The organism is Candidatus Nanopelagicus abundans (genome assembly GCF_002288305.1).
Classification (GTDB): Bacteria; Actinomycetota; Actinomycetes; order Nanopelagicales; family Nanopelagicaceae; genus Nanopelagicus; species Nanopelagicus abundans.
Map to the genome: position 1 here is coordinate 341,094 of NZ_CP016779.1, position 11,644 is coordinate 352,737.

Annotated in this window: 12 protein-coding genes; 9 read left to right on the forward strand and 3 right to left on the reverse strand. The window is 39.9% G+C overall.

The annotated features are described in order from the left end of the window. The first annotated feature begins 1 nt into the window (after nt 1). The gene (locus tag B1sIIB91_RS01825; RefSeq protein ID WP_095687933.1) at nt 2–742 is read left to right on the forward strand and encodes a hypothetical protein; all 741 of its coding nucleotides are present in this window, start codon (nt 2–4) and stop codon (nt 740–742) included. Here B1sIIB91_RS01825 and B1sIIB91_RS01830 read toward each other — a convergent pair. Then, a complete protein-coding gene (locus B1sIIB91_RS01830) occupies nt 739–1,185 on the reverse strand; it encodes a DUF4864 domain-containing protein (protein ID WP_095687934.1) in 447 nt (148 codons plus the stop codon). The genes B1sIIB91_RS01825 and B1sIIB91_RS01830 overlap by 4 nt on opposite strands. An 87-nt stretch (nt 1,186–1,272) precedes the next feature. On the opposite strand from B1sIIB91_RS01830, the gene B1sIIB91_RS01835 reads away from it, so the two are divergent. Further along, nucleotides 1,273–1,770, forward strand: coding sequence for a phosphate-starvation-inducible PsiE family protein (locus tag B1sIIB91_RS01835; RefSeq protein WP_095687935.1), 498 nt, complete (start codon nt 1,273–1,275; stop codon nt 1,768–1,770). A gap of 132 nt (nt 1,771–1,902) precedes the next feature. Here B1sIIB91_RS01835 and B1sIIB91_RS01840 read toward each other — a convergent pair whose 3' ends face one another. Continuing rightward, nucleotides 1,903–2,277 (reverse strand): hypothetical protein, encoded by a 375-nt coding sequence (locus tag B1sIIB91_RS01840; RefSeq protein WP_018227051.1) that lies wholly within the window; start codon nt 2,275–2,277, stop codon nt 1,903–1,905. Nucleotides 2,278–2,436: 159 nt separating this feature from the next. Here B1sIIB91_RS01840 and B1sIIB91_RS01845 point away from each other — a divergent pair, with 159 nt between their 5' ends. Then, nucleotides 2,437–3,219, forward strand: coding sequence for an inositol monophosphatase family protein (locus B1sIIB91_RS01845; protein ID WP_095687936.1), 783 nt, complete (start codon nt 2,437–2,439; stop codon nt 3,217–3,219). Between the two features lie 141 nt (nt 3,220–3,360). Then, nucleotides 3,361–4,089 (forward strand): bifunctional 1-(5-phosphoribosyl)-5-((5-phosphoribosylamino)methylideneamino)imidazole-4-carboxamide isomerase/phosphoribosylanthranilate isomerase PriA, encoded by a 729-nt coding sequence (gene priA, locus B1sIIB91_RS01850; RefSeq protein ID WP_095687937.1) that lies wholly within the window; start codon nt 3,361–3,363, stop codon nt 4,087–4,089. Nucleotides 4,090–4,108: 19 nt separating this feature from the next. Here priA and B1sIIB91_RS01855 read toward each other — a convergent pair whose 3' ends face one another. After that, entirely contained in the window at nt 4,109–5,017 is a 909-nt protein-coding gene (locus tag B1sIIB91_RS01855; RefSeq protein ID WP_095687938.1) for a choline/ethanolamine kinase family protein, read from the reverse strand. 22 nt (nt 5,018–5,039) lie between these two features. Between B1sIIB91_RS01855 and B1sIIB91_RS01860 the strand changes: the two genes are divergently transcribed. The 5 genes from B1sIIB91_RS01860 to B1sIIB91_RS01880 all read left to right on the forward strand — a co-directional run bounded on the left by B1sIIB91_RS01860 (nt 5,040) and on the right by B1sIIB91_RS01880 (nt 11,639). Then, the gene (locus B1sIIB91_RS01860; RefSeq protein WP_095687939.1) at nt 5,040–7,499 is read left to right on the forward strand and encodes a GcvT family protein; all 2,460 of its coding nucleotides are present in this window, start codon (nt 5,040–5,042) and stop codon (nt 7,497–7,499) included. A 128-nt stretch (nt 7,500–7,627) separates the two neighbouring features. Next, on the forward strand, nt 7,628–8,656 hold the full coding sequence (locus B1sIIB91_RS01865; protein ID WP_095687940.1) for an ABC transporter ATP-binding protein: 1,029 nt from the start codon (nt 7,628–7,630) through the stop codon (nt 8,654–8,656). Nucleotides 8,657–8,690: 34 nt separating this feature from the next. Next, a complete protein-coding gene (locus tag B1sIIB91_RS01870) occupies nt 8,691–9,860 on the forward strand; it encodes a type 2 periplasmic-binding domain-containing protein (RefSeq protein WP_095687941.1) in 1,170 nt (389 codons plus the stop codon). An 82-nt stretch (nt 9,861–9,942) separates the two neighbouring features. Next, the gene (locus tag B1sIIB91_RS01875) at nt 9,943–10,824 is read left to right on the forward strand and encodes an ABC transporter permease (RefSeq protein WP_095687942.1); all 882 of its coding nucleotides are present in this window, start codon (nt 9,943–9,945) and stop codon (nt 10,822–10,824) included. 2 nt (nt 10,825–10,826) lie between these two features. Continuing rightward, nucleotides 10,827–11,639, forward strand: a complete 813-nt coding sequence (locus tag B1sIIB91_RS01880) for an ABC transporter permease (protein WP_095687943.1) — start codon at nt 10,827–10,829, stop codon at nt 11,637–11,639. Nucleotides 11,640–11,644 lie beyond the last annotated feature (5 nt).

An 11,644-nucleotide genomic window follows, 5' to 3' on the forward strand; every position in this document is an offset into this window, starting at 1 on the left:
AATGAAAAAGTTGGCATTTGCTTCACTAGTGACTGCATTCTCACTATTTAATACTGGCTTAGCTACTGCTCATCAGCCAGTTGAACTAGGTTTGAAAAACACAAGAGCTACTCAGGGACCGATTTTAGTAGATGGCACAATCTCATTTGCACTACGAGCAGAGTTCACCAAAGCAAATCAAGAGCGAGGCTTTAGAGCATCGCTTAAGCAAGGTGAGTTACTAAATTTTGAATACTTGATAATTGATAAAGCACCTGAGAATAAAATGGCCCTTAATAAATTACCTACCGTCACAATTACAGCACCAGATGGCGCAAAGAGTGTTGTTAAATTTACTGAGCGAACAAAGTTTTATGAACCCTATGGGCGAACAAATTATTTGTACTTAGCTAGATTTTCTAGTGCCGCACTCGATGGTATCTATAACTTCTCAATTAAATCAAAGGCTAAAGCAAGTATTACGGTATCAACTGGAAGTAAAGAAACTTTTGGGCAAGTTTTTCAGCCTAGTATTTGTCCAACTATTGAGCAACAGCAAACACCTACAGTTACCAATGCCCAAGCAGCCACATTAATTGGAATGAAAAAAGATGCTGCCACCTCTTGTGCAGCTAAATTAGGCTGGGGATATCGAGTAGGCCAAGAAGATGATCAGTTATTTGCTTTAACTAAAGATTACCGACTAGATAGGGTTACGGTAGTTATAAAGAAAGGGATAGTTACTGAGTCAGTAGTTGGTTAAGTTGTAAGAGCAGTTGATTGCTCAGCTAAATTAGCAGCCTCAACTCCAAGTTTCTCATCAACTGTAGATAACCTATAAGAAAGATCTATTTTTCCATTACTTGAATTAACGGTGACCTCTTGAAAAATTTTGTCCTCTTTTATCTCACACCCACCAAAAGTTATACCTTGATTATCTATCAAGAATGAATATGAGTCAGTGATGATCACTTCAAATGATGTGAGATCAATCGAGTCTTGAAATGATTTAGCAGCAAAGCTATAGGCAAGTGGCCAATCTTGTTTAGATATTGCAGATATTTGAGAGCTAATGTGATCATCAACTAACTGCTTTTGCTCACCACTACAGGCACCTGCTGTAAGTGATTTAAAAGGTGAGCTAGTAGAACATGCAGATAGCAGAACTAAAGCTAGGCAAGTTGATATCAGTTTTTTTAACTTCATTAGGTGCTCAGTTTAACTCAAAACCCTCACGCCCTTGATGCTTGGTATATTCAATAGAAGTTGACTTAATTAGTATATAATTTGTGTATGGCTGAAATTAAGAAAAGTAAAGACGAGCAAAAGAGTCAATCTGGATTTGAAACCTCAGTAATACCGGTTAAGTATGTGGATTTAATTGAGGATGCATTTCATGCGATCCTAGCGATTGCCCTACTTGCTATTGGTGTCGGAGCTTTCTTCTTTAGCATCAAGCGGCTCATCCAAACAGCACCCTTCTTTCCTAATGGAATGATTCAGGGAGTTAATGACATTTTATTTATTGTTATTATTTTAGAAATTCTACGTACAGTAATCTCACGCTTTACTGATGGTGTTTATCAACTAGATAAGTTTTTAATTATCGGTGTGATTGCAGCTGTTCGACACATATTAACTGTGGGTGCATCCCTTACTCTTGAATCCGGTAAAAGTGATGAGGCGTTTAGACGGGCAATTTATGAGATGGGGCTTAATGCCGGCATTGTGGTTGCTTTAGTATTTGCTTTCTTCTTATCTAAATCAGCCCTTAGAGGTTCTAAAAAATAGATTAGCTTTCAAAGTCACCGCCCCGGCCTGTTAGCCGAGGGCGGTTTCTTTTTTTGTTTGACTCATAACGAAAGATCAGAGTTAGTACAGATGCTGCAAAAAGTGCAATTAGTACAAACCCGATTTCCATATTTAACCTAGTACTGCCCAAACTACTAATGCGAATATTGCCACACCGCTACCAACGATTGCGATTGCAGATAGTGATAGTAGGCCGCGAGATTCAGCAATCTTCTTTCCTAATGCTGATTTACTTGCAATCTTACTAAGATCTTCAACTAATGCTTCACCTTCGCGCACTGCTGCGTATTGGCTAATTATTGCCAAGATACCAGTTACTGCCGCAACACCAACTGCTAGGTATTTAGCGCCATCTGATGCGGTTGCAAACTTATCAAATCCTGCTAAAACAAATACACCGATTAACATCAAGGTCGGAGCAATCTGAGCAGTGATGATTTGGGAACGTTTTTCATTCCAAAGTTTAATTAGGTCTTTCTCGTTCATTTATTTTCTCCAATTTCAGGTTGCAAAGTTTGCTACCTTGTGTTTCTAATATACACGGCAAATAAATGTCTGAGGTTATTGGGCAATTAAATTCTGGCAAATTATGATGAAATACACCACCTTTTTACCCCACCTAGGTGTGGTGGCTAAACTACTCAGATGAATGATCTGACCTTGGCCCAACAGTTGGCAGATATCGCCGATCAGGTATCACTTGCAAGATTTAGAGCTAATGATTTGGTAATTGATTCAAAACCTGATTTAACTCCAGTATCTGATGCTGATAAAAAAATTGAACAATTAATCCGCGAGCACCTACTTAAGTTAAGTCCTGAAGATGGCGTAATTGGGGAAGAGTTTGAAAATAAGGTATCAACTAATAATCGAGAATGGATTTTAGATCCAATTGATGGCACTAAAAATTATATTAGAGGTGTTCCAATCTGGGCTACCTTAATTGCTCTTCGCCAAAATAATGAGATCACCTGCACAGTTGTCTCAGCCCCAGCAATAAATCGACGTTGGTATGCCAGCAAGGGTGAGGGTGCCTACGTTTTAGAAAATATTTTAGGAAAAGAAGAGAAGAGAAAGTTAAAAGTAAGTGCGGTCAGTAAAATAAGTGATGCTAGCTTTGCATTTGCTGAAGTGATTAAAAAGGATCATTGGGAAGATTATTACGATAAGTTTTTAAAGTTAACAAATGATGTTTGGCGAAGCCGCGGCTTTGGAGATTTTTGGGGTCATATGTTGGTAGCTGAGGGCGCAGTTGATATAGCCATTGAACCAAAGCTTGCACTCTGGGATATGGCCGCCCTTTATTTGATTATCAAAGAGGCGGGTGGCTCCTTTACTAATCTAAAGGGAGTAGATGGAGTAGGTGGTCCGGGTGCGATCTCATCAAATACTCTGCTACATAATGAACTACTTACTCGTTTTAAATAGCCAGCACTAATTTGGTTATTTAAATATTGATTAAATAATATAGTTAAGTGATGAAAATATGGTTGGTAAGAACAAAATCTTTAAAAGTTAATAACCAGATCAGGCTGGGCTTGGTTTATCGAAGGATTGAGTAAGTAATTTATGAAAGCTTTAGAGATACTGCCAGCAATTGATGTTAAAGATGGCGTTGCAATCAGGCTTGCTAAGGGTGAGCTTGATAAGCAAAGTGAATATGGCGACCCACTTGAAGTTGCCGCTGAGTTCACATCTTCTGGTGTTAGCTGGATTCACTTAGTAGATCTTGATGCCGCCTTTGGATTGGGCAATAACTTTGAAATAATAGATTCAGTAATTAAAAGTGTTGATATTAAAATTCAGTTATCAGGTGGGATTAAAGATGGTGAAAGTTTAAATAGAGCCCTTTCTACTGGCGCTCACCGGATTAATTTAGGAACTTCTGCGTTAGATAATCCAGAGTGGGTTGAATCGGTGATAAAAAAGCATGGCAATAAAATCGCGGTTTCACTAGATGTGATGGGAAGAGTTTTATCCGCTAGAGGTGGCACAAAAAGTAGTGGTGATTTATTTCAGATGATCACTCGATTAGATAAGGCAGGCTGTGCCAGGTATGTATTAACTGATGTAGATCGTGATGGCACATTAACTGGTCCAAATCTAGAGTTACTTAAAGAGGTAACTAGCTTTACTAAAACACCAATTGTGGCAAGTGGTGGCATTTCATCCTTAAGTGATGTTAAAGCGCTCATGCAACTAACTGATCAAGGAGTAGAGGCTGTGATTATTGGTAAAGCGCTCTACACCGGTGCTTTCACGTTAGCGCAAGTTATCGCAGCAGCTAAGGGTGAATAAGTAACAAATCTTGCCAGCTTTAAGATTTTTGTGTAACTGTATTTAATGCGTTTTTAAACTCAACTGACTTAAAATCTTTCATCGCAACCTCATACTTTTGCATTCCCCAATCCCAAAAATTAAAATCAATATCGGAGACTGAGTTTTGAATAGATGCCCATAATGTCCAGCCATAGCGGGCAAGGAGGGCGTATAGCCAAGCTCTAGCTACTTTTTCAGGTCGGTGTTTGCCGTAGTAACTATCTACTAACTCAATTAGTTGATCATAAGAAAGATTAGATTCACTATATATATTGCCAAGCTCAAAGCAGGCGTCATTATTACCAGAGTACTCATAATCTATTAGCCAGATTTTCTGGCCATCATCAATAAAGTTTGCTGCTAATAGATCATTATTACATGCCACTTTGCCCTCATCTAAGATGGCAAGCGCCTTTTTCATCTGATTAACTGAATCTGCATAATCTAAGTAATTATCAGGCATTTTAAAACCACGCTCACTTACAATCTTTAAGTAATTTTGCTGAATTACAAACATATCAAAATCACTAACAAATGCTTTTGCGCTATGTAGTTGCTTAACACTTTTGGCAACTCTTCCCAGGTTATTTGCCACATCATGGCTATTAAATGTTTTCCCAGGTAGATAACCAATTACTAACAAACCTGACTGGGGCAGAAAGTCATAGACAGGGGCGCCAATACCGATATCAGCAGCAATCTTTGAGTTTTCATACTCAGCATTTCGATCAATTGATAACAGAGCTGATTTATTACTTGAGATGCGGGCAACAAAATCACCATTTGGGGTAGTGATCTTTAAGTTTCGATTAGTTAGGCCACCAGATAACTCATCTACTGAACTTCGAGTAAGCAGCCTTGGTACTTGGTTTAGTAGATCACTAAAATCATTACTAGAGGAGCTCACAGAGAAAGGATACAGTTGGATGATGAGCACACAAGTGTTACCTACTAGGGCCAAAATTGTTGTAATAGGTGGTGGCGTTGGTGGCACATCAGTTGCATATCACCTGGCTAAGTTTGGTGAAAAAGATGTGGTCTTACTTGATCGCTCTGATCTAACTAGTGGCTCAACTTTTCACTCAGCAGGTTTAGTTGGACAACTACGTGCTGATCCAACCCTTACAAAAATGAATATGTACTCAGTTGAGTTATACCGAGAGTTAGAAAAAAGTGAAACGCCAGCCTCATGGCGAGAGTGTGGTTCAATTAAAATTGCATCTAGTAATGAGCGGATGGCTGAGATCAGGCGCCAAATTGGCTGGGCTAAAACATTTGGCTTAGATCTAGTTGAGATATCTAATGATCAGATTAAAGATTTATTTCCACTAATTAATTTAGATGGGGTAGTTGGTGGTTGCTATATGGCCTCTGATGGTCAAGTGGATCCATCTTCATTAACTGGCGCACTAGCAGCAGGGGCTAGGCGTGGTGGGGTTAAAATCTTTACCCACACCAGAGTGCTATCAATTAATACCAAAGATAATCGCATTGCCTCAGTAACAACAGATAAAGGTGAGATCCAGTGTGAGATTGTTATAAATTGTGGCGGAATGTTTGCCGCAGAGATTGGCCGATTAGTAGATGTTCGAATTCCAATTATTCCAATGAGTCATCAATACTTAATTACTGAAAACTTTATCCCAGATGAGGTGAAGTTTTTGCCCTCACTTCGGGACCCCGATAATTTAATCTACTTCCGCCAAGAGGTTAAAGGTTTAGTTATGGGTGGATATGAACGTAATTCAAAACCTTTCACAGCATCTGCCAACTCATTTGATCAAATTCCAGCAGATTTTAACTCTAAGTTACTACCGGATGAGTGGGATCGCTTTGAAGAGATTGCTGAAAATGCAGCTAAGCGTGTGCCAGTTATGGGTGAGGTGGGACTTAAAAACTTTATTAATGGACCAGAGGGCTTCACACCAGATAATGAGTTTTGTTTAGGTGAAACATCAGTTGGTGGTTTTTATGTTGCAGCCGGATTTTGTGCTCATGGAATTGCCGGAGCTGGCGGGATTGGCAAGGTAGTTGCTGAATGGGTAATAGCTGGTGAGCCAACGATGGATCTTTGGCATATGGATATTAAAAGATTCTCAGATGCTTATAAATCACCTAAGTTCACATTAGAGCGTGTTAAAGAAAACTATGAGGCTTATTACGATATTCATTATCCAGGGGAGGAGCGCGCTAGCGCTCGCGGTGAGAATAAATCTCCAATTTATAATTGGCATAAAGAAAATGGCGCCATCTTTGGTGAGAAAGCTGCCTGGGAGAGAGTTAATTACTATTTAAAGGCAACTGAGAAAGATTTAGATCAAAGCCTTCAGCCAAATGGTTGGGTTGGAAAGCATTGGAGCGCAGCTGTTGCATTAGAACACCATGCCACTAGAAATAGCGCAGGCCTATTTGATGAATCAAGCTTTGCCAAGATAAAGGTAAGGGGCGCGCGAGCAGGTGAGTTTTTAAATCTAATTTGTGCAAATAATGTTGTAAAAGGTGTTGATAAGACTACCTATACCCAAGTACTTAATAAAAAAGGTGGCATAGTCTCTGACTACACCATTACACAAGTAGCAGATAGTGAGTTTCTAATTATTACCGGCACCGCCTTTTTAAATCATGATAAGGGCTGGCTTGAAAAGCAGATGCGTGAGAATAACTTTGATCAAGTAGAGATAAGTGATATCACCAAAGAGTTAGCATGTTTTGGAATTTGGGGACCAAATGCTAGAAAGATATTACAGAAAGTAACAGATTTTGATCTATCAAATCAGGCCTTTGGTTTTATGAACTCCAAGATGATAAAAATAAAAGATATTTCATTACGGGCAACTCGAATTACCTATGTTGGTGAGTTAGGTTGGGAGTTATATATTCCAGTAAAAGATGGTTTAAGCATTTGGCTCGCACTACTTGATGCTGGTCGTGATTTAGGCATTAGGCCATGTGGTTATCGAGCTATTGAATCACTACGACTTGAGAAGGGCTATCGCGCGTGGGCTGGTGAGATAAATACTGAAACAAATCCTTATGAGGCAGGCCTTGGCTTTGCGGTCTCATCTAAAAAAGATAATTTTATTGGTAAGGCTAGTTTAGATGCGATCAAAGATAAGTTAAGTAGAAAATTAACCGCACTTACCTTCACTGATATCAAAGATGTGGCAATGGGTAATGAGCCAATCTTTATTAACAACAAAGTAGTCGGCAGAGTTAAATCAGCTGGTCAGGGTTACACCTTAAATAAAGCAATTGCCTACGCATACTTGCCGACAGAACACACCAGCCCCGGTACATCTGTTGAGGTTGAGATGTTTGGGGTTAAAAAAGTAGCAATAATTATGGCCGAGCCACTCTTTGATCCAACTGGGGAGCGGATTAAGAGTTAGTAGCGCTTATATTTATGCTTTTTCTATAACTTTTATGTAATTTAGCCTTAGCTGTGCCTTTCCATTAAATATCTAAGCGAGTAGTTTAGGCTCAACCAAATCAGCGGCGCCGACAAAGGGGTCAATTCTTGAGCACAGGTTTAGTTTCACTTCGCGGCGTAAATAAGTTCTTTGATGAAGTCCATGCTGTCGCTAATTTAGATTTAGATGTTAATGCTGGCGAATTTTTCTCAATGCTTGGCCCATCTGGTTCTGGCAAGACAACAGTTCTTAGATTAATCGCAGGTTTTGAAAATGCTAGCTCGGGAAAAATTATGATCGAGTCACAAGATGTCACAGATTTAGCGCCCTTTGATCGCCCAGTAAATACAGTTTTTCAAGATTACGCATTATTTCCTCATATGAGCATTCAAGAAAATGTTGAGTATGGCCTTCGCACTAGAAAAGTTGCAAAGCCTGAGCGAGCAAAGCAAGCACTTGCAGCAATTGATTCCGTAAAACTTTCACATCTATCTCAGCGATTACCACACCAATTATCAGGTGGGCAGCGCCAACGTATTGCATTAGCAAGAGCTTTAGTTCTTAGGCCAAAGGTATTACTTCTAGATGAACCACTTGGCGCCTTAGATAAGCAGCTGCGTGAGGAAATGCAGGTTGAGTTAAAGCGTATTCAGCGTGAAGCCGGAATTACTTTTATTTTTGTTACCCATGATCAAGAAGAGGCAATGCGGATGAGTGATCGGATTGCAGTCTTTAATGAAGGATCAATTGAGCAAGTTGGCACACCAGCAGAGGTTTATGAAAGACCGCAAACAAAGTTTGTGGCAAGTTTCTTAGGTGTTTCAAATATATTTTCAGGCGATGATGCCAAAGTAATCTTTGGCAGCTCAACTATGGTCAACATCAGGCCAGAGCGAATTAAACTAGTTCCAGCAGATACCAAGTTAAAAGTGGGTGAAAGCGGAGTAGTAGGAAGCATTATTGAGTCCTCTTATATTGGGGCAACCACAATTTACTTAATCCAAACACAATCTGGGCAGAGAGTAATTGCCACCAGATTAAATGAAGAATTGCCAGATCAGATCAATCGATTTGAAACTGGCGATCGGGTTGGTGCCGTTTGGAAAAGCGACCACTCGGCAGTAATACCAACCTAATAAGACTAAAAATAGTCGAGTGAAAGGAATCTAAATGAAGGGTAAGAAACTCTCAGTACTTAGCCTATTGGCGGTATCGGCGATGATTCTCACTAGTTGTTCATCAAGTAATGATGCATCCGGTGTGAAGATTGAAGTGCCAGATATTCCTATGCATGAATCGATGGGCGATTTCGAAGGTGAATTAAATATTGTTAACTGGGCTGGCTTTGTTGATCCAAAGTGGACCAATAAGTTTGAAGCAGATACTGGTTGCAAGGTTAAGCCACGCGTAGCTGGAACAAGTGATGAAATGGTTACCTTGATGCGAACAGGTCAATATGACATTGTTTCAGCTTCAGGTGATGCCGCACTACGTTTAATCGTAGGTGGAGATGTTCAACCACTTAATGTTGAATTAATTCCAAACTTTGGTGATGAGATTGCAACAGGAATGCGCAATAACATCTATGACACTGTAAATGGCAAGCCATACGGTGTACCAATTGGTAGAGGTGCAAATCTTCTTCAGTACAACGATGACATAACTAAGGGAGCACCTGCTAGCTGGGATGTTGTTTGGGAGACAGATAGCCCATACAAAGGCAAGATCACAGCATATGACGCACCAATTTACATCGCAGATGCTGCTGTGTACTTGATGCATCACAATCCTGAGCTAGGAATTAAGAATCCTTATGCTCTAGATAAGACTCAATTAGATGCAGCAATTGCATTGCTTAAGCAACAAAATACGATTATTGGCGAGTACTGGTCAGATGCAGTAGCGCAAATAACCTCATTTGTTGGCGGCAATACAGTTGTCGGCACATCTTGGGAAATTCTTCGTAAGTTTGCTGGCAAGCCAAACATTAAGACCACACTTCCAATAGAAGGTTCAACTGGTTGGTATGACTCTTGGTTGGTTAGCTCAAAGACTAAGAACACTAACTGTGCATATGCATGGATGGATTACACCAGCACATCTTCAGTTAACGGCGCTATTGCCATGAACTTTGGTATGGCACCAGCGAACGTTGCATTCTGTAAGTCCAGTCCAACTGCGCAAGCTCACTGTGATGAGTTTGCTGCTGAGGATGAGGAGTTCTTCAAGAAGGTATGGCCTTGGACAACTCCAATTGAAACCTGTGTTGATGGTCGCAAAGATGTTAAGTGCACCAGCTTCCAGGAATGGACCAATGCTTGGTTAACGGTAAAAGGTTAATCAGTAGGTATAACAAGTAAGTAAAGAATGAGGGGATTTAAGAAATTAATCCCCTCATTCTTTTATAAATAGTTAGGTAGAGATGAGCACAATTACAAGCAAAGCTGGCAGTAGGCCAATCTCTGCTTATTTATATAAACGTGCCAAACTCAGATTATTTTCCCTTCTCGCCCTGCCAATGTTTTGGATTGTGGGCGTATATATCCTCTCCTTATTTTTATTATTAATAACCGCCTTTTGGTTTGTTGATCCCTTTACCTCAAAGGTAATTGTTGGCTTTACCTTAGAAAATTTTGTTTCAATCTTTACCGTTCCAGCTTATATTTCAACTTCAATTAGAACTTTATTAATAGCACTAGCTGTTACAGCCTTATCAGTTTTATTTGCAATACCTCTTGGAATTTATATGGCAAAAATTGCGCGCCCTTGGGTGAGAAACGCCTTGGCTGTGGCAATTACCTTGCCGTTATGGGCTGGTTACTTAGTTAAAATTATTGCGATGCGCTTGGTATTTACTGAGCAAGGATTTTTTAATTGGGCACTTGCACCATTTGGTTTATCTGGTCCAACTTTTTCGATACCAATTGTGATTTTAACTCTTACCTATCTTTGGTTTCCCTATATGGCGCTCCCTGTCTTTACTGCTATTAGGCAAATTCCACCTAATCTTTTTGATGCATCAAGTGATATGGGTGCTAAGGGCTTCACCACGATCTATCGAGTAGTTCTACCGTTAATCGTGCCAGCAGTAATTGCCGGCTCAGTTTTCACATTTTCCCTAAGTTTAGGAGATTACATAGCAGCTAAATTTACTGGGGGCTCTACCCAGATGATTGGTTCAATAATTGCAGCTAATATCAATTTAAATCCACCTGTGGCAGCAGCCTTTTCAATGGTGCCAATCGCATTTGTAGTTATCTACCTCATGGTTGCTCGTCGCACCGGATCATTAGAGCGGATGTAATTATGCTGCGACTATCTGCTTTAAGTAGAGGAATTTTAATTGCATTAGTTGGTTTTATTTTAATCTTTATGTATGTGCCACTTTTAGTACTGGTCTTAAACTCATTTAATCAATCAAACATCTCAAGTTGGCCAATTCAAGGCTTCTCTTTTAAGTGGTGGGAGTTTGCATCTACCTATGAACCAATACGCACCGCACTATTAAACTCACTAGTAGTTGCAACCGGCTCAATGATTATTGCCTCTATCTTGGGCACATTAGTAGCCTTTGCTTTAAAGGGCTTTGATTTTTTTGGTAAGGGCACAGTTAACCTTTTAGTAGTACTACCAATCGCACTCCCTGGTGTTGTAACAGGTGTGGCATTTAGTAATACCTACAATACTTTTTTATCTCCAGCCGGTTTTAATATTGGCTACTTTGGCATGATTGTTGCTCATGCTACCTTTTGTATTGTGATGGTATTTAATAATGTATTTGCAAGATTAAAGCGCATGAATCCCTCACTACAAGAGGCTTCAGCAGATTTAGGTGCTGGGCTATGGCAAACATTTAGATTAGTTACCTTTCCTCAATTTAGAACTGCATTTGTTGCAGGTGCTTTACTTGCCTTTGCGCTCAGCTTTGATGAGGTAGTAGTAACAATCTTTACCGCACCTCCTGGTGTTGACACCTTGCCACTTTGGATCTTAAAAGAGATGTCACGTCCTAATCAGGCGAGTGTGGTTAATGTTGTAGCAACAGTTGTCATCTTAATTTCACTAATCCCTGTTTACATCTCACAGCGATTAAGCCGGGCTCAAGATGAAGTTAAGTAAGTAGC

What these genes read in the sequence shown, in the direction of transcription:
- B1sIIB91_RS01870 (WP_095687941.1), top strand. Translation starts at nt 8,691, where the DNA reads ATGAAGGGTAAGAAACTCTCAGTACTTAGCCTATTGGCGGTATCGGCG.
- B1sIIB91_RS01840 (WP_018227051.1), bottom strand. Translation starts at nt 2,277, where the DNA reads ATGAACGAGAAAGACCTAATTAAACTTTGGAATGAAAAACGTTCCCAA.
- B1sIIB91_RS01860 (WP_095687939.1), top strand. Translation starts at nt 5,040, where the DNA reads ATGAGCACACAAGTGTTACCTACTAGGGCCAAAATTGTTGTAATAGGT.
- B1sIIB91_RS01835 (WP_095687935.1), top strand. Translation starts at nt 1,273, where the DNA reads ATGGCTGAAATTAAGAAAAGTAAAGACGAGCAAAAGAGTCAATCTGGA.
- B1sIIB91_RS01845 (WP_095687936.1), top strand. Translation starts at nt 2,437, where the DNA reads ATGAATGATCTGACCTTGGCCCAACAGTTGGCAGATATCGCCGATCAG.
- B1sIIB91_RS01875 (WP_095687942.1), top strand. Translation starts at nt 9,943, where the DNA reads ATGAGCACAATTACAAGCAAAGCTGGCAGTAGGCCAATCTCTGCTTAT.
- B1sIIB91_RS01880 (WP_095687943.1), top strand. Translation starts at nt 10,827, where the DNA reads ATGCTGCGACTATCTGCTTTAAGTAGAGGAATTTTAATTGCATTAGTT.
- priA (WP_095687937.1), top strand. Translation starts at nt 3,361, where the DNA reads ATGAAAGCTTTAGAGATACTGCCAGCAATTGATGTTAAAGATGGCGTT.
- B1sIIB91_RS01830 (WP_095687934.1), bottom strand. Translation starts at nt 1,185, where the DNA reads ATGAAGTTAAAAAAACTGATATCAACTTGCCTAGCTTTAGTTCTGCTA.
- B1sIIB91_RS01825 (WP_095687933.1), top strand. Translation starts at nt 2, where the DNA reads ATGAAAAAGTTGGCATTTGCTTCACTAGTGACTGCATTCTCACTATTT.